The 17156-nt window shown below is 37.9% G+C and carries 17 protein-coding genes, 1 pseudogene and 1 other annotated feature; of the genes and pseudogenes, 2 read left to right on the top strand and 16 right to left on the bottom strand.

Annotated elements, in window-relative coordinates; all coding sequences use genetic code 11:
* From KI356_RS02110 to alaS, 8 genes are all read right to left on the bottom strand, one after another.
* Positions 1 to 1281 (bottom strand): peptidase U32 family protein, encoded by a 1281-nt coding sequence (locus KI356_RS02110; RefSeq protein WP_002111968.1) that lies wholly within the window; start codon positions 1279 to 1281, stop codon positions 1 to 3.
* Between the two features lie 18 nt (positions 1282 to 1299).
* Complete coding sequence (locus tag KI356_RS02105; RefSeq protein WP_212934673.1) at positions 1300 to 2229, bottom strand: peptidase U32 family protein; 930 nt, start codon at positions 2227 to 2229, stop codon at positions 1300 to 1302.
* 7 nt (positions 2230 to 2236) lie between these two features.
* The gene (locus KI356_RS02100) at positions 2237 to 2878 is read right to left on the bottom strand and encodes an O-methyltransferase (protein WP_212934672.1); all 642 of its coding nucleotides are present in this window, start codon (positions 2876 to 2878) and stop codon (positions 2237 to 2239) included.
* A gap of 215 nt (positions 2879 to 3093) precedes the next feature.
* The gene (gene mltG, locus KI356_RS02095) at positions 3094 to 4164 is read right to left on the bottom strand and encodes an endolytic transglycosylase MltG (protein WP_128280877.1); all 1071 of its coding nucleotides are present in this window, start codon (positions 4162 to 4164) and stop codon (positions 3094 to 3096) included.
* A gap of 241 nt (positions 4165 to 4405) precedes the next feature.
* Positions 4406 to 4684 carry a DUF1292 domain-containing protein gene (locus KI356_RS02090; RefSeq protein WP_002122689.1) on the bottom strand — a complete coding sequence of 93 codons (279 nt, stop codon included), beginning with the start codon at positions 4682 to 4684 and terminating at the stop codon, positions 4406 to 4408.
* 12 nt (positions 4685 to 4696) lie between these two features.
* A complete protein-coding gene (ruvX, locus tag KI356_RS02085; RefSeq protein WP_128280876.1) occupies positions 4697 to 5110 on the bottom strand; it encodes a Holliday junction resolvase RuvX in 414 nt (137 codons plus the stop codon).
* Positions 5111 to 5113: 3 nt separating this feature from the next.
* Entirely contained in the window at positions 5114 to 5380 is a 267-nt protein-coding gene (locus KI356_RS02080; protein WP_000348590.1) for an IreB family regulatory phosphoprotein, read from the bottom strand.
* A 78-nt stretch (positions 5381 to 5458) separates the two neighbouring features.
* Positions 5459 to 8101, bottom strand: coding sequence for an alanine--tRNA ligase (gene alaS / locus KI356_RS02075; protein WP_212934671.1), 2643 nt, complete (start codon positions 8099 to 8101; stop codon positions 5459 to 5461).
* Between the two features lie 40 nt (positions 8102 to 8141).
* Positions 8142 to 8360 (bottom strand) — a binding site (T-box leader).
* Between the two features lie 237 nt (positions 8361 to 8597).
* Between alaS and KI356_RS28670 the strand changes: the two are divergent.
* Positions 8598 to 9091, top strand: a pseudogene (locus KI356_RS28670) (PH domain-containing protein).
* A gap of 40 nt (positions 9092 to 9131) precedes the next feature.
* Here the strand turns inward: KI356_RS28670 and KI356_RS02065 are convergent.
* The gene (locus KI356_RS02065) at positions 9132 to 10199 is read right to left on the bottom strand and encodes an AI-2E family transporter (protein WP_128280873.1); all 1068 of its coding nucleotides are present in this window, start codon (positions 10197 to 10199) and stop codon (positions 9132 to 9134) included.
* Between the two features lie 176 nt (positions 10200 to 10375).
* Here KI356_RS02065 and KI356_RS02060 point away from each other — a divergent pair, with 176 nt between their 5' ends.
* Positions 10376 to 10588 carry a hypothetical protein gene (locus KI356_RS02060; protein ID WP_002122697.1) on the top strand — a complete coding sequence of 71 codons (213 nt, stop codon included), beginning with the start codon at positions 10376 to 10378 and terminating at the stop codon, positions 10586 to 10588.
* Between the two features lie 36 nt (positions 10589 to 10624).
* Here the strand turns inward: KI356_RS02060 and KI356_RS02055 are convergent, their stop codons facing one another.
* From KI356_RS02055 to cymR, 7 genes are all read right to left on the bottom strand, one after another.
* On the bottom strand, positions 10625 to 10753 hold the full coding sequence (locus KI356_RS02055) for a YrzQ family protein (protein ID WP_128280872.1): 129 nt from the start codon (positions 10751 to 10753) through the stop codon (positions 10625 to 10627).
* An 18-nt stretch (positions 10754 to 10771) separates the two neighbouring features.
* Positions 10772 to 10960 (bottom strand): YrzR-like zinc ribbon domain, encoded by a 189-nt coding sequence (locus KI356_RS02050; RefSeq protein ID WP_000490499.1) that lies wholly within the window; start codon positions 10958 to 10960, stop codon positions 10772 to 10774.
* A gap of 127 nt (positions 10961 to 11087) precedes the next feature.
* A complete protein-coding gene (gene recD2 / locus KI356_RS02045; protein ID WP_212934669.1) occupies positions 11088 to 13424 on the bottom strand; it encodes an SF1B family DNA helicase RecD2 in 2337 nt (778 codons plus the stop codon).
* Between the two features lie 97 nt (positions 13425 to 13521).
* Positions 13522 to 14181, bottom strand: a complete 660-nt coding sequence (locus KI356_RS02040; protein WP_000066406.1) for a tetratricopeptide repeat protein — start codon at positions 14179 to 14181, stop codon at positions 13522 to 13524.
* A gap of 110 nt (positions 14182 to 14291) precedes the next feature.
* Positions 14292 to 15407: a tRNA 2-thiouridine(34) synthase MnmA gene (gene mnmA / locus KI356_RS02035; protein ID WP_128280870.1), complete on the bottom strand. Its 1116-nt coding sequence runs from the start codon at positions 15405 to 15407 to the stop codon at positions 14292 to 14294.
* A 16-nt stretch (positions 15408 to 15423) separates the two neighbouring features.
* Positions 15424 to 16569: a cysteine desulfurase family protein gene (locus KI356_RS02030; protein WP_128280869.1), complete on the bottom strand. Its 1146-nt coding sequence runs from the start codon at positions 16567 to 16569 to the stop codon at positions 15424 to 15426.
* Between the two features lie 35 nt (positions 16570 to 16604).
* Positions 16605 to 17021, bottom strand: coding sequence for a cysteine metabolism transcriptional regulator CymR (gene cymR, locus KI356_RS02025; protein ID WP_000704117.1), 417 nt, complete (start codon positions 17019 to 17021; stop codon positions 16605 to 16607).
* Positions 17022 to 17156 lie beyond the last annotated feature (135 nt).

Here is a 17156-nt window from a genome sequence, read left to right as displayed (position 1 = left end):
TTATTGAAGTATGTTTTTGCGCATCATATTATTCACATACACTGGTTGATCCACTTTGAATTTCACGATTTGCAACGGATGTCTCGCTGCATCTAATTCGTTTCCATCCTCATCCCAAATTTTCTCCACCGTCTGCGTAAAGTTTTCTATTTCTGGTCCAAAGAACTCCACTTCATGTCCTGGTTTGAAGTGATTACGTTGCTCAAGCGTTACGATGCCCGTTTCTTCATTATAATCTAACACTAAACCAGCAAAATCATACGTTGTTTTCTTACTATGATTTCCAAACATTTGCTCTTGATGTCCTGGAACCCCTTCAAAGAATGCAGGAGCTGTATCACGATTTGCACATTTATCAAGCTCATCTAACCATTCTTGTTTAAACTCAAAGTTATCCGGATCCGCACAATACGCATCAATTACTTTACGATATACAGTTGCTACAGTCGCTACGTAATGGATAGATTTCATACGTCCTTCAACTTTTAAGCTATCAATTCCAATTTCAATCATTTTCGGAATTGATAAAATTAAATTTAAATCTTTTGGGCTCATCGCAAAGTGAGCATCTTCTTCTTGGAATAGAGGTAGCTCTTTTGCATCTTTATGTTGTGATACCGTTTGAACTAAATCATAATCCCAGCGGCAAGATTGACAACAACCACCACGGTTAGAGTCACGCGCTGTCATATGGTTACTTAATGTACATCTCCCTGAATACGCGATACACATTGCACCATGGACGAATGCTTCAATTTCAATATCAACTTTTTCTTTAATTTCTTTCATTTCTTCATAGCTTGCTTCACGAGCTAATACAAGACGATGTAAACCTTCTTCTTTCCAATACTGTGCTGCTTTCCAGTTGGATAGTGATTGTTGTGTACTTAAATGCACCTCAACAGAAGGCGCTACACGTTTACATGTCTCAATAATAAGCGGATCGGCAACGATAATTCCCGTTACGCCAGCTTTTTCAATCCCTTTTAAATATTCCTCTAGCCCATCCATATTTTCATTATGTGCAAAAATATTTGTTGTTACGTATATTTTCGCTCCATATTTCTTTGCAAATTCAACGCCTTCTGCCATGTCTTCCAGCGTAAAGTTACCTGCATTAGAACGAAGACCAAATTCTTGTCCACCTAAATATACAGCATCTGCCCCATAATGGATAGCTACTTTTAATTTTTCTAAGTTACCCGCAGGGATTAACAGTTCAGGTTTTTTCACAATAACGCGTTTGCCATCGATCACTCGTGAAATTTCTTGTACAGTCATTTCCTACACCCTCCTCGTTTAGTAAACCGTTTCTTTAAAGAAGAATCCTGTATCTAACGGACGGTTTACCGGTTGTATTTCTTCTATCTCTTTAAATAAATCATCTTTCACGTCATAATACGCATCACGATCTTCTACACATAAATCAATCGCCTTACGATATTTCTTCGTTACCTCAATAATGTATTCAGAACTTTTTAGGACACCATCAATTTTTAAGCTATCGACTTCAGCATCGATTAGTTCCTCTAACTCATCGATGAAACAAATATCATTCGGACTCATAATGTGAGTACCATTTTCATCTTCATAAATTGGATATTTGTTATTACGTTCTGGATCGTATAAGAACATATTCTCTTCATACTTTTTCTTTTCGATATCGAGATTACGCCCTTGATACTCAAAGTAGTTTCCTACTAGTGAACGCTTCGATTGGAACATGCAAGTCATACCGTGAATTTGCACTTCAAGTTCCACTTCAGCATTTTCTTTTAACTCAGCAATCTCATCTAAGCTAAGCTCACGAGCTAATACAGCGCGTTTCGCTCCTCTTTGTCCCCAATAGTTACAAGTAAACCAGTTTGTTGCTGTTGTTTCTGTATTCCAGTGCAACTTCATGTTTGGTGCAACTTCACGAACAGCCATTAATACCGCTGGATCTCCGAAAACAATCGCATCTACATTTACCTCATTTAAAAATGCAACGTAGTCCGTTAATTCTTCTACTTTATCATTGTGGAACATCGCATTCATTGCAACGTATACTTTCACACCATTTTCATGTGCAATGTTTACAGCTTGTTCCACATTTTCACGTGAAAACTCTCCTGCCAAACGTAAACCAAACTTTTGTTCACCAACCATTACTGCATCTGCCCCTGCTTTCACAAGAGGTTCAATATCCGCCACCGCTCTAGGCGTTACTAACAATTCAGGTTTCTTCATACTTTTGTCACCCTCTCTTTTTACTTACAGCCACTCCATCGCCAATTGGGAAAATCGTTGTATCATATCCTTCATGGTTCATAAGCCATTCATTGTACGTCTTAATACGACGAATCAAACCACGCGTACGTCTATTTTCAATTGTCTCTTTTGTCGTCACAAGGCCATGGTACATAACGTTATCTGAAATAATAACGCCACCAGGGTTTAATAACGGTTCGTATAAGTCAAAAAAGCGACGATACTGTCCTTTCGCTGCATCAATAAAAATAACATCAAATGTTCCATGTTCTTTCACTTGTTCGCCCGTTTCTAAAGCATCACCGTAAATAACAGAAATCCGGTCTGTTACCGGGGAACATTCTATATATTCAAGTGCCTTTTCATATCGTTCACGATTGCGCTCTACTGTCACAATGCGAGAGTTCGGAATAGCTTGCATCATACGAATACTAGAATAACCGATTGCTGTTCCAAGTTCTAAAATACTTTCCGGTCCAATTAAACGTAAAAATTGCAGCATAAATTCCATTCCAAGTCGATCCATAATCGGCACATGGTTTTCAGTTGCATACTCTTCCATTTCAAGAATTAATTTATCTTTCGGATCAATAAATGATAATAGGTACTCGTTAACTGCATCCTCCATAATTGGTCCTCCTTATTTACATGGAGAAGTGCCTCTATGACGCGTCAATCTTTGTCTTTTCACACATAGAATGCAATAAAAATACAAGCCAGTTTCACCCTAAGCTTGTACATCCCGTTTTGATATTAAAAACGATTCTTCTGCCAGTTTTTAACCCGATATATTTTACCACAAAAAAGAGGGATGTGCGACCTTTTTCGCTACCCCTCCCCATTTCACTGTTTTTTCGTAATGTATTTTTGCTTTAATGCATTATGTTCTTCTAACGTTTTCGCATAATACACTTCACCACTTGGTGCAGCTAAGAAATAATAATAATCTGTTTGCGCAGGATTTAACGCTGCTTCCACTGAATGTTTACCAGAGTTTGCAATCGGTCCAACTGGCAATCCTTTCACAACATACGTATTGTACGGTGAGTTTACTTTCAAGTCTTCGTATAATACACGTTCTTTATGCTTTCCAAGCGCGTATAATACCGTCGGATCCGTTTGAAGCGGCATACCTTTCGCTAAACGATTATAGAAAACACTAGAGATTTTCTGACGATCTGTAAAGCCAGTGGCCTCTTCTTCAATAAGTGAAGACAACGTGAGAAGTTGATGAACATCCCAGTTCTTCGCTTTCATTTTCGCCTCATTTTGAACAATAATTGCATTTGTTTTCTCAAGCATTGGGATTACAATTTCTTCTAATTTCGTATCCTTTTTATAGAAAGAATACGTTGCTGGATATAAGTATCCTTCTAGCGGATATTTAATGTTGCTATCAAAAATTTTATCCGTTAATAGCTTCGGATACTTTTGCTGCATTTTTTGAATAAATGCTTTATCGTTTAATTGACGCACAACATCATCTTTATTCCACTTTAATTCTGCCGCAATCACTTCAGCAATTTCAGTTACTTGCGCTCCTTCTTTAATCGTCACTTTATAAAGAGCCGGACGATGTACGTTGCCAGATGACATTTGTTCAATAACATCTTGAGCACTCATCGAAGGATTTAATAAATATGTACCTGCTTGTAAGCTTTTCGACTTAAATTTCGTATAAAAACTAAAAACTGTACCGCTTTTCACAGCACCTTTTTCTTCTAAAATCTCACCGATTTTACTTGTAGATGACCCCTTTGGAATCTCTACCTCAATCTCTTTTTTATTTCCACTATCAACTGGTCCTAATGCAGATGAAATATACGCATAGACTGATCCACAAACTAAAAGCAGTGCGATAATCGAAATTAAAAAAATGCGTCTACGCTTCTTCTTCACTTGATTCTCTACCAAAATTCTTCCTCCTTATTCAATTGTAGACCATATACACTTCCTCTATACAATGCCCTACAAACATAAAGCAAAACCAATCATTTCTAAATAATTGGTGAAAGCTGCTCATTTAAATCCTCATTTCATACAACCCGTCTTATTATACTATAAACAATTAAGTAGTTTCGACAAAAAATCTGTCATTTTGCATATGAATACAAAAAAGGCGAACTGTGTACACAGTTCGCCTTTTTATCCATTACTATTCTTCGTCTTGCTCTTCAGCAAGAGTGTTAAACATTTCTTGTACCATTTCCCACTCTTCTTCAGATTCGATTGAAAGTAATGTTCCACCCTCTTCTTCGTTTTGCTCGTATGCCATTGCATCGAAGATTTGGTCTCCATCTTCGTCTACTTCACCGATTGGAGAGAAGACTACATATGATTTTTTGCCGAATTTTTCAGCATCAAAAGTGAAAATAATTTCACATAAATGTTCGTTTCCTTTTTCGTCTACAATTGTAATTTGATTTTCTTCCATTTTGGTCACCTCTTATTTACTATCTAAAAATCCTTGTAAGATTACGACTGCAGCCATCTTATCGATTACCTGTTTTCGCTTCTTACGGCTCACATCAGCTGAAATGAGCAGACGTTCCGCTGCCATCGTCGACAAGCGCTCGTCCCACATTACAACTTCTAATTGTAACAGATTCTGTAGGTTTTCTGCAAATTGTTGGCAAGCTTCACCACGCGGGCCAATTGTACCATTCATATTTTTAGGTAAACCTACTACTATTTTGTCCACATCGTACTGTTTTACTAACTCAGAAATACGGTCAAAACCAAAGTGACCTCGTTCTTCGTTAATCTTAATCGTTTCCAGTCCTTGCGCTGTCCAGCCCATTTCATCGCTCATTGCAACACCGACTGTTTTAGTACCAACATCTAAACCTAATATCCGCATAAACTACTCCTCACGATGATGTTTCAAGTAAGACTTCACAAGCTCTTCAATTAACTCATCACGTTCAAGCTTGCGAATGATGCTTCGTGCATCTTTATGGCGAGGTATGTATGCTGGATCTCCACTTAATAAATAACCGACGATTTGGTTAATCGGATTATAACCTTTTTCTTGAAGTGCATCATACACAGTTAAAAGTACATCATTTACATGGACACTCTGTTTTTCATCTTGAATGCTAAACTTCATTGTCTTATCAAAACCGTCCATTTCAAGCACCTCACTTGTAAGTAGTAAGTATAGGGAGAAGAACTTCTCCTCTCCCTACCATTGTACACTACTATCTCTTTATTTTGAAACAGATTTAACGTACTCTTGTACAAATGCTAAAGCTTCCTCTACTTGCGCTGGGTTTTTACCACCTGCTTGAGCCATGTCAGGACGGCCACCACCGCCACCTCCACAACGAGAAGCTACTTCTTTCACAAGTTTACCTGCATGGTAACCTTGACTAATTAAATCTTTCGTTACGCCAGCTAGAATATTTACTTTATCGTCATTTACAGACGTTAATACAACAACTGCAGACTCTAATTTATTTTTAAGGTCATCCATCATTGTACGTAAGTTGTTCATATCTGCAACATTTACTTTCGCCGCTAATACGTTCACGCCATCAACTGTCATTACTGAATCAGTTAAGTTTCCAGCTTCGATATTGCTTAATTTCGCAGCGAGAGATTCGTTTTCTTTTTGAAGTTGTTTTACTTCAGCAAATAAACCATCAACTCTCGTTAAAATATCTTTCGGATTTGTTTTCATTTTTCCTGCTGCTTCTTTTAATAAACCTACTTGATCGTTCATTAATTCGTATGCAGATTTACCAGTTACCGCCTCAATACGACGTGTTCCTGCACCGATACCAGACTCAGCAACGATTTTGAAAATACCGATAGAAGCTGTGTTATCAACATGACAACCACCGCAAAGCTCTAAGCTGTAATCGCCTACTTGCACAACTCGTACAACATCGCCGTATTTTTCACCGAATAATGCCATCGCGCCCATTTCTTTCGCTTCTTCAATTGCTTTTTGAGAAATCATAACATCAATACTTTCCCAAATTTTTTCGTTTACGATACGCTCAATTTTTTCTAATTCGTCAGCTTGTACTTGCCCGAAGTGAGAGAAATCAAAACGTAAACGTTCAGATGTTACAAGAGAACCCGCTTGGTTAACATGCGTTCCAAGTACATCTTTTAATGCTTGGTGCAGTAAGTGAGTTGCTGTATGGTTTTTCACAACGCTACTACGGTTTTTCGTATCGATAACAGCTTTTACAGCCGCTTCTTTCGTTAATGTACCTTCTTCAACAACAACTTTGTGTAAGTTTTGACCATTTGGTGCTTTTTGTACGTCTTTTACAAGAACTTTTACGCCGTCAGCAAGAAGATAACCACGGTCTGCAATTTGCCCACCGCTCTCAGCGTAGAATGGCGTTACATCAAGCATTAATTGTCCTTCTTCACCAGCTTGTAGGCTATCTGTGTACTCACCATTTTTCACAAGTGCAACAACGTTACTTTCTGTTGCAACTGTACCGTAACCAACGAATTCGCTCGCTACTTTAACTTCACCAAGTACACCGCCTTGAACTTGCATAGAATCAACATCTTGACGAGCAGCACGTGCACGCTCACGTTGTTTCTCCATTTCACTTTCAAAACCTGCTTGATCAACTGTCATACCAGCTTCTTCTGCATATTCTTCTGTTAATTCAATCGGGAAACCGTACGTGTCGTATAGACGGAACGCATCTACACCAGAAATAACAGTTGTTTTTTCTTCTTTCGCTTTTGCAATTACTTCACCTAAAATTGCTTCACCATCATGAAGTGTTTCATGGAAACGCTCTTCTTCATTTTTCACAACTTTTGCGATGAAATCTTTCTTTTCAAGTACTTCTGGATAGAAGTCTTTCATTACTTCTCCAACAACCGGTACTAATTCAAACATGAATGGACGATTGATGTTTAATTTCTTCGAGTAACGAACAGCGCGGCGTAATAAACGACGTAATACATAACCACGGCCCTCGTTAGAAGGAAGTGCTCCGTCACCAACCGCAAATGTTACAGTACGGATATGGTCAGCAATTACTTTAAATGCCATATCTTTTTCTAAATCGCCATTACGATACTTCTCGCCAGAAATTGATTCTGTTGCGCCAATCATCGGCATGAATAGGTCTGTATCAAAGTTTGTAGGCACATCTTGAACGATAGATGTCATACGCTCTAGACCCATCCCTGTATCGATGTTTTTCTTAGGAAGCGGTGTATATGAACCGTCTGGATTATGGTTAAATTGAGAGAATACAAGGTTCCATACTTCTAAGTAACGCTCGTTTTCTCCGCCCGGATATAATTCTGGGTCACTAAAGTCATTACCGTAAGCTTCACCGCGGTCATAGAAAATCTCTGTATTCGGTCCACTTGGTCCTTCACCGATATCCCAGAAGTTTTCCTCTAAACGGATGATACGTTCTTTTGGAACACCCATTTTCTCATTCCAAATTGTGAATGCTTCTTCATCTTCCGGATGAATTGTAACAGATAGTAATTCTTTATCGAATCCGATCCATTTGTCGCTCGTTAAGAATTCCCAAGCCCAAGTAATTGCTTCTTCTTTGAAGTAATCACCGATTGAGAAGTTCCCTAACATTTCAAAGAATGTATGGTGACGAGCCGTTTTCCCAACGTTTTCAATATCGTTTGTACGAATTGATTTTTGTGCATTTGTAATACGTGGGTTTTGTGGGATTACGCGTCCATCAAAATATTTTTTTAATGTTGCTACACCACTGTTAATCCATAAAAGAGATGGATCTTCATGCGGAACTAGTGATGCACTAGGTTCTACTGCATGTCCTTTTTCTTGGAAAAAGTCTAAAAACATTTGACGAATTTGTGCGCCTGTTAGTTGTTTCATTGTATTTTCCTCCTTAAATATAAAAAACTCCCGTCCCTATAAAAGGGACGAGAGTTAACTCGCGATACCACCCTAATTATGAATTGATTATTATAACAATCAATTCATCACCTCATGGTGCCGTAACGTGGCAAGACGGCAGTGATTAGCTGCTCTCAGGATTAGCTTTCTGTTACCCTTCATTTAAAGCTTCTTTCAGCCATTGGAAGCTTCTCTCTATAAATGGACTGTAACGTACTTGTTCCGTCATTGATTTAATGTATTATATGACTAAATATAATAGAATTCTCTTAAGTTTGTCAATGTAGATAATCATTTATATCGTATCAATTACTTATTAACCGTAGTTATTCTAATATTCATTCTTAACAGCCTTTTAATATATTATGCAATTCATTAATAAATCGCACTATCCTCCTAAAAATATCTATGTAAACTTTTCTGAATATTGTATTTTTGTTACAATTAAATTATTAATAACAAAGGAGCGATTACTATGACAACCCTATTGAACAAAGCTAAAAACAAATTAACGACTGACGAAACAATATTGTTTTACGCAGCATGTTCATTAGATATATTTATATACCCCGCATTAACGAGCAGTAAGACTCCCACCTCAAAATCCAGTCAATACGAGGAAGTTAGGCGGGAGATCAACTGCTCGTAAAAGCCCGATTGGTTCAACTAATAATCAGTGGGGGATGGCCCTCCCCACTGATTAAAGTTTCACTTTATCGTTCCGTCGCAAGGCCAGGACTGTTAATCTTAACGAACAAAAGACTCTTCTTTTACGGACCAGATTTAAGTAGGAATCCAATATTTGAAGAGTACTCTTTCGCAAAAATTTCTAATCTAAAAGAACAGAAACGACTTTTCAGTAATCAAATTGTATTTATGTATGATGATGAATGGAAAAGAATAAAACATATTCAAACAAATGATGTGAGCGGGATTGTTCAGCAAATAAAAGAACAACTCCCTAAATAACCATATTATTAGCCCTCTATCATAAATAGAGGGCTTCATATTAAACATCTTCTCTTTTCCAAAGAGGCCTTACATGAACAATCACTGTACGAATAACTGCTAAAATTGGAACCGATATTAGCAATCCTACAATCCCAGCTATCTCTCCCCCAACTAGTAATGCAAGCATAATAATAACGGGATGCATTCGAAGCGACTTACCAACGATGTAAGGCGATAAAATGTTACTTTCCAAAAATTGCAAAATAGCAATCGTAATCCCCGCCTTAACGAGTAAACTCGTTGATACCGTCGCTGCAATCATCAATGTCGGAATCGCCCCTAAAATAGGACCAAAGTACGGGATTATATCCGTTACCCCAATAATAATGCCGAGTAATAACGGATATTTCATACCGATAAACCAAAAAGAAAGAACAGATACTCCCCCTAATACTAAGCAAACAAATAACTGTCCTCGAATATAACTTCCGAGTGACTTATCAATTTCTTTCGCAAGCATTTGACCCGTACTACGCCACTTACTCGGGACTAGTTTCCAAAAAATATGATAAAACTCACCGTAATCTTTTAATATGTAAAATACAATGAACGGAATTAAGAAAATAATGAGCAATGAATCCAATACACCACGGGCTGTGCTCATAACTTTATTTAAAAGCGTTTGTATCTTCATTTCTACACCAACGAAAATTTGCTTTACCTTTTCATGAATAAATGATGGGAAATTCGCTGTTTGTTCTGTAACGCCATCCATCCAAGAATCGTACATTTTCGTAAACTGCGGAAATTGTTCATTAATCTCTTGTAACTGCTTTATAACAACTGGCGTCCCTTTATAAATCCCATAGCCAATTCCACCAAAGAAAAGAATGTAAATGAGTAAAATCGCAAGTGTGCGAGGCATCCCTTCTTTATGGATCTTCTCAATTAAAGGGTGTAATAAATACGCAATAAAACAAGCGATAAAAAACGGTGTGATCGCCACTTTAAATACAAAAATAATCGGTGCCCATAGCGGCTTAATTTTTAAAAAGACGAGCAAACAAAGAAAAACGAGTAACAATAATCCTAAACGATATATCCAAATGATTTTAAGATTCTTCACACGAAAAACCTCCTCCACCTTTATTTTGAAAATAAATAGGTTAGGTTATGTGCAAAAGTTTTAAAATCTTTTTATACAGACCATACTGTTTTTTAAAGACGTACATATATTTAACATAATAAGGACAACCACCCCTGAAAATACAAAATGTCAAAATATAATCAGGAGGGCTCATAATGGTCTTATTTATGCTTGTATTATCCGCACTTTTTATGCTTCTTGAATGGATTTGTATCGGGTTTGGTATTTGGAAAGGCTTCTTTATTCGCTCCTCGCGAAAAGAAAGAGCGAAGCACTTATGGCATTATGGAATGCTTGGCGTTGGATGTTACGGTTTATCTTATCTCTTCTCTGAAATCGGACTTTTATATTTGCATACAAGCGCATAAAAAAACTCCCTTATCATGAAGGGAGTTTTTTACACCTTATAAATAAGACTTAATCATCTTACGCGCTTTTTTCATATTACGTTTTGAAAATACATCTTGCTTACGAGCATATTGATATGCTGCAGCTCCAACACCTAATGCGATTAATGAATTGCGTAGACTCAAAGTAAATCCCCCTTTTCGTTATCCGATCGTTCTTTCATTTTCATCAAATAAATCATCAAGAGAGCTTAATGAACCATCTTCTTCTACTTGATGTGTATGGATTTTCCCCTTTGAAACCGATAATTCGATATAACAATTCCAGCAATAAAATTGGTTGACACCTATTTTTCCGATGTCTTTCCCTTTGCAATTTGGACAACTGAACATATGGCTTTCATCTCCTTACAGTCTCCCAGATTCTATTCGCCATTATGTCCAAACTGCATTCATTTATACATTGCTAGAGCCTTTCAACGTTATACGTTTGAAAGTTTCACTATATAATTTCACCTTGTTACATGAAATCATACGGTGAAATGTTTTCCACGTCCATTTCTTCACCATTAACCGTCACCATCTGTACTTCACCTTGTGATTCTTGCAATCGACCAGCTAAAGTCGTTTGACGCATTGCATCATCAAGGCGATTTACACCGGATTGAAAAGCTGCTTCCTCCCCGCAAATAATAAGGAATTTCTTACTCCTTGTAATGCCCGTGTAAATTAAATTACGACGTAACATACGGTTATAGCTTCTTACAATCGGCATAATAACAATCGGAAATTCACTACCTTGTGATTTATGAATCGAGCAGCAATACGCATGTGTAATTTGATTTAAATCTGGCTTTGTATACGTTACTTCAATGCCATCAAATGAAACGATAATCATATCTTGTTGCTCAACGTTTTCTTTCGCATAAAACACCGAAACGATTTCTCCGATATCACCATTAAACACTTGGCTCTCTGGCTGATTGACGAGTTGCAGTACTTTATCACCTCTGCGGTATACAACATCACCGTAAGCAATTTCTTTACTCTTTTCTTTTTTCGGATTAAATACTTCTTGCAATGCTTCATTCAGCACATTAATACCAGCAGGCCCACGGTACATCGGCGCTAATACTTGTACATCTCTTGCACTAAATCCTTTTGTCTTGGCATTTTCACATACTTTTTTTACAACTTCAACGATTTGAGCTCCTGTACAAGAAATAAAGGAACGATCTTTTTTATTTTCGGCTAAATCTGGCGGAAGCGCACCATCTTTTATCGCATGGGCAAGTTGGATAACAGATGACCCTTCCGCTTGACGATAAATTTCTGTAAGCTTGACTGTTGGAACTGCACCTGCATTCAATAAGTCTTTTAACACTTGTCCAGGTCCTACAGATGGCAACTGATCTTCATCACCTACAACGATAACTTGAATATTTGTCGGAAGTGACTTGAATAGCTGATTTGCAAGCCAAATGTCAACCATTGAAAACTCATCAATAATGAGTAACTTTCCTTGTACTGGATCGGTTTCATTACGCTGGAAAGACCCTTCTGGCGTCCAACCGAGCAGACGATGAATTGTGCACGCCGGAAGCCCCGTTGATTCACTCATTCGCTTCGCTGCTCTTCCAGTTGGGGCTGTTAATAAAATCGGAAATGGATTATCATCACTATATTCATTCGGATTTAATGATACCCCGTGAAGTGATGCATACATTTCAACAATCCCTTTAATAACTGTTGTTTTCCCTGTTCCTGGTCCACCTGTTAATAACATCATCGGCTTATGAAGTGCAGTTTGAACTGCTTCTTGCTGAAGCGGCGCATACTGCACTTTCAACTGTTCTTCAATTTCCCCTAATGTCTTTAACACTTCCGCTTCAGGGAATGAAGGAGTTTCTTCTTGATTCATAAGACGACGAATCGACTTTACAACGCCTTTCTCAGAATAGAATAAAGAAGCTAAATACACTCGCTCTTCTTCTATAATAACTTTCCCTTCGCTTTGCATCATCTCAACGCAACCTACAATATCTTCCTCAGTCACTCTGCCTTCTTGATTATTTAAAAGTGACATCGTTTCCCTCACAAGTTGCCCTTTTTCCATATAAACGTGACCGAGTTGCAATGAAATATTCTCTAACGTATAAAAACACCCTGCACGTACACGGTCGTCGTGATTGCCCGTTATTCCTATTGCACGTCCTATATCATCTGCTCTTCCAAATCCAATTCCGTCCACTTCTTCAATAAGCTTATATGGATTATTACGAATCACTTCTAATGTCATCTCTTTATATTGCTGATAAATTTTAATAGAAAGTTTTGTTCCAAAACCGTAGCCATTTAAAAAGCTCATCACTTTTTCGAGTCCTTGATGCTCAATAATCGTCTCATATATTTCCTGCGCTTTTTGCTTGTTTACAACACCATTTAACGCATCAGGATTATCCATAATTTTAGAAATCGCATGCTCACCGAGATGATCAACGATTTTTTCGGCTGTACGCTTTCCAATCCCTTTAAATAAATCGCTCGCTAAATATTGCACCATACCCGCTTTTGTTTGCGGCAATTCTTTCTTAAACGTTTCAACTAAGTATTGTTTCCCATACTTTGGGTGATCTTTAAAATGACCTGTTAATGTAAACACTTCATCTTCATGCATACGGGGAAAATGACCGTTTATCATTACTTTCTTTTCGTCGTATGTTTCATTCGTTTCAATGACTTTCATACTGACAACGGAATAGAGGTTTTCTTCGTTGTGGAAAATGGTATGAAGAACTTGCGCTTTTATAAATTTTTTCTCTTCCTCAAACAAATCCATGGCATGTTGATTTCCCATCTTTCCTCTCCTTCCCGAGTTCTTTTCACTTTAATGAGCAGTACATCCCCCACCTCTTTAGATGAGGGATAACTACCCATTAAACTATATTTTTATCTTATTCAGCTTCTTGCTCTAATAAACGAACGCCATTACCCGCTAAAAAGTGATCTGGCTGAATTTCAGTTGCTTTCTTAAATAAAGCGAGAGCCTTCTCATTATTTTCTTCAAATACGTACGCAACACCTAAATTGTAATACGCATCTGCATGCTCTTCATCCATTTCTAATACCTTTTCAAAATAAGGTTTCGCCTCTTGAATATGTTCTAAACGTGCAAAGCAAAGTCCGCACTGGAATACAGCTTCTACATCGTTTTCATCTAATTCCGTTGCTCTTTGTAAGAATGGTAGTGCAAGACGATCATTTCCAAGCTGTACATGTGTGATACCTAGCATAAATGTTACATCAGCTGATTGTAATCCAGCTTGCATTGCTTGTTCAAATACAGCTTTCGCCTCAGTAAATTGCTCTTGGCCGTAATATACGTTTCCTAATCCATAATAAGCAGCCGCAGATTTATCATCTAATTCTAATGCACGTTTATAAAATAAAATTGCTCGTTCACTATCACCTAATACATCTAATAAATTCGCAAAGTTAATGTATCCAAGCGCATCTTTCGGATTTTCTTCGATTGCTTCTGTAAAATTTTTAGCTGCTTCTTCCCAGTTTCCTTCTTGCATATATTGAATACCTGTTTCAAGTTTGTTTGACATATCCTTCACCTCTACAACAAATTATAACAAAGAATGTATTTTCCAAGCGAACGAAAATTCGCTTTATGTAAAAGAAACCTCTAACCGCTAATCGGCAGAGGCTTCTCGTTTTATCCTAAATAATCTAATTTCTTACCACTATGATACACTTCATCAATAGTAGCGCCGCCTAAGCACTCATCTCCATCATAGAAAACAACTGCTTGGCCTGGCGTAATCGCACGAATTGGCTCATCGCAAAGAATACGAACTGTATTTTCATCAACGATTTGAACCGTTACTTTATTGTCTGCTTGACGATAGCGGAATTTCGCTGTGCATTTAAATTCGGTTTCTTTTACTTTGTTACTTACCCATCCTACATTCGTAGCGATAACTTCATCACCATATAAAAGTTCGTTATGGAATCCTTGATCAACATATAAAATATTTTCTTTTAAGTTTTTTCCAACAGCAAACCATGGATCACCATTACCACCAATACCAAGGCCATGACGTTGTCCAATTGTATAGTACATTAAACCGTCATGTTTCCCTTTCACTTCACCAGATAATGTTTGCATCACACCTGGTTGCGCCGGTAAATAGTTACTTAAGAAATCTTTAAAGTTACGCTCACCGATGAAGCAAATACCAGTACTATCTTTCTTCGCCGCTGTCGCTAAACCAGCTTCTGTCGCCATTTCACGAATTTGCGGTTTCTTTAATTCACCTAATGGGAACATTGTTTTTGATAATTGCTCTTGGCTTAATTGATTCAAGAAATATGTTTGGTCTTTATTGTCATCAACGCCGCGAAGCATTTTATATTCGCCGTCCATATATGCAACGCGTGCATAATGGCCTGTTGCTACATAATCAGCACCAAGTGCAATTGCATGCTCTAAAAATGCTTTAAATTTAATTTCTTTGTTACACATTACATCTGGGTTTGGTGTACGACCAGCTCGGTACTCATCTAAGAAGTACGTAAATACTTTATCCCAGTATTGTTTTTCAAAGTTTACTGCATAATAGGGAATACCAATTTGGTTACACACTTCAATTACATCATTGTAATCTTCAGTCGCTGTGCAGACACCATTCTCATCTGTATCATCCCAGTTTTTCATAAAAATTCCGATTACATCATAACCTTGCTCTTTTAATAAAAGAGCTGCTACAGATGAATCGACGCCACCGGACATCCCGATGACAACGCGTGTTTCGTGAGGTAGTTTGTTCATCATGTCACCTCCCATGCTAATTTTGTGTTAATCGCTTCACGATTTTCACTGTTTCGTACGCCGCTTTTTCAATTTGCTCTTTCGTATTTCCAAGACCGAAACTAAAGCGTACGGATGAACGTATTTGATCGGAGTCTTTTCCGAACATCGCCACTAATACATGTGATGGATCAATCGAACCAGCTGTACAAGCAGAACCACTTGATACTGCAATGCCAGCTAAGTCTAAGTTTACAAGAAACGGTTCAATGTTCGTTCCTGTAAAACTTATATTCAACACATGTGGTAAGCGATATTCCAAATTTCCGTTTACCTCGAAAGTAATGCCTTCATTTTTGAAGACAGATACCATTATATCTTTAAACTCTTCATATTGGGCATTTTTTTGCTCACGAGTTTTTTCAGCTAGCAAAATCGCTTGCTGCAACCCAACGATACTAGGTACATTTTCAGTACCAGCACGGCGTTTTCTTTCTTGCTCTCCGCCAATTAACAATGGTTCAAACTTTACATTTGCACCAGCGTATAGGAACCCTACACCTTTTGGTCCGTTAATTTTGTGAGCTGAAATTGATAGTAAATCAATGCCGAACTCTTTCACATCTATTTCTACTAAACCGTAAGCTTGTACCGCATCTGTATGGAAATAAGCTTGATGCTCTTTTAACAGCTTACCAATTTCCGCGATTGGTTGCATTGTCCCTACTTCATTATTTCCAAACATAACAGATACAAGAATCGTCTCTTCTGTTAATGCCTTTTGTATGTCAGAAACTTGAACACGTCCTGTTTCATCGACAGGTAAATATGTCACATCAAACCCTTCACGCTCTAACAATTCACACGTATGCAAAATCGCATGGTGTTCAATTTGCGTCGTTATAATGTGGTTACCTTTATGACGGTTCGCACGTGCTACACCTATAAGCGCTAAATTATCAGCTTCTGTACCACCGCTCGTAAATATAATTTCATTTGGACTCGCGTGAATGCTACGTGCACAAACACGTCTCGCCTCATCTACTGTATGGCGCGTTTGACGTCCATAAAAGTGGATGCTAGACGGATTCCCGAATATTTCTGTCATATATGGAATCATCTTTTCGACCACTTCTGGGTGAGTCGGAGATGTCGCAGCATGATCTAAGTAAATGCGTTCCATTAAATCTCCTTCTTTCCAAATCGTTTCACAAGGAATTAAATGTAAAACATATAGCCCCCGTGATTTTCTTCCTCATAACGTACTAAATCTTCTAAAGTTGTACTATCTAATACTTCTTGCACCGCATCACGAACACGCATCCATAATTGGCGTTGTGCTGGTTCTTCTTCTTCTATCATTTCTACAACACTAATTGGACCCTCTAGTACACGAATTACATCTCCAGCTGTAATGTTGACTGGCTGATCAGATAATACATATCCGCCATATGCACCACGCGTACTCTTTACAAGACGAGCGTTACGAAGTGGTGAAATTAATTGCTCTAAATAATGCTCAGATAGGTCATGTGCCTGCGCAATTGACTTTAATGAAATTGGACCTTCACCAAACTTTTTTGCAAGATCAATCATAATTGTTAAGCCGTAGCGGCCTTTTGTTGAAATCTTCATCTATTTTGCACCTCTTTTCAAATTTTCACTTCTATTGGTTATATCTTATTTATCCCGCTATTTGCGGGCAGTAAAACTCCCACCTCAAAATTCGGCTGGAGCAAAGAAGTTAGGTGGGGGATGAACAACCCCCCC

Origin of the sequence: Bacillus hominis, from assembly GCF_018332515.1 — a bacterium.
GTDB classification, from domain to species: domain Bacteria; phylum Bacillota; class Bacilli; order Bacillales; family Bacillaceae_G; genus Bacillus_A; species Bacillus_A hominis.
This window is presented reverse-complemented; position numbering and strand designations above follow the sequence as displayed.

What these genes read in the sequence shown, in the direction of transcription:
- KI356_RS02110 (WP_002111968.1), bottom strand. Translation starts at nt 1,281, where the DNA reads ATGACTGTACAAGAAATTTCACGAGTGATCGATGGCAAACGCGTTATT.
- KI356_RS02105 (WP_212934673.1), bottom strand. Translation starts at nt 2,229, where the DNA reads ATGAAGAAACCTGAATTGTTAGTAACGCCTAGAGCGGTGGCGGATATT.
- KI356_RS02100 (WP_212934672.1), bottom strand. Translation starts at nt 2,878, where the DNA reads ATGGAGGATGCAGTTAACGAGTACCTATTATCATTTATTGATCCGAAA.
- KI356_RS02090 (WP_002122689.1), bottom strand. Translation starts at nt 4,684, where the DNA reads ATGGAAGAAAATCAAATTACAATTGTAGACGAAAAAGGAAACGAACAT.
- ruvX (WP_128280876.1), bottom strand. Translation starts at nt 5,110, where the DNA reads ATGCGGATATTAGGTTTAGATGTTGGTACTAAAACAGTCGGTGTTGCA.
- KI356_RS02080 (WP_000348590.1), bottom strand. Translation starts at nt 5,380, where the DNA reads ATGGACGGTTTTGATAAGACAATGAAGTTTAGCATTCAAGATGAAAAA.
- alaS (WP_212934671.1), bottom strand. Translation starts at nt 8,101, where the DNA reads ATGAAACAACTAACAGGCGCACAAATTCGTCAAATGTTTTTAGACTTT.
- KI356_RS02060 (WP_002122697.1), top strand. Translation starts at nt 10,376, where the DNA reads ATGGTCTTATTTATGCTTGTATTATCCGCACTTTTTATGCTTCTTGAA.
- KI356_RS02050 (WP_000490499.1), bottom strand. Translation starts at nt 10,960, where the DNA reads ATGTTCAGTTGTCCAAATTGCAAAGGGAAAGACATCGGAAAAATAGGT.
- recD2 (WP_212934669.1), bottom strand. Translation starts at nt 13,424, where the DNA reads ATGGGAAATCAACATGCCATGGATTTGTTTGAGGAAGAGAAAAAATTT.
- KI356_RS02040 (WP_000066406.1), bottom strand. Translation starts at nt 14,181, where the DNA reads ATGTCAAACAAACTTGAAACAGGTATTCAATATATGCAAGAAGGAAAC.
- mnmA (WP_128280870.1), bottom strand. Translation starts at nt 15,407, where the DNA reads ATGAACAAACTACCTCACGAAACACGCGTTGTCATCGGGATGTCCGGT.
- KI356_RS02030 (WP_128280869.1), bottom strand. Translation starts at nt 16,569, where the DNA reads ATGGAACGCATTTACTTAGATCATGCTGCGACATCTCCGACTCACCCA.
- cymR (WP_000704117.1), bottom strand. Translation starts at nt 17,021, where the DNA reads ATGAAGATTTCAACAAAAGGCCGCTACGGCTTAACAATTATGATTGAT.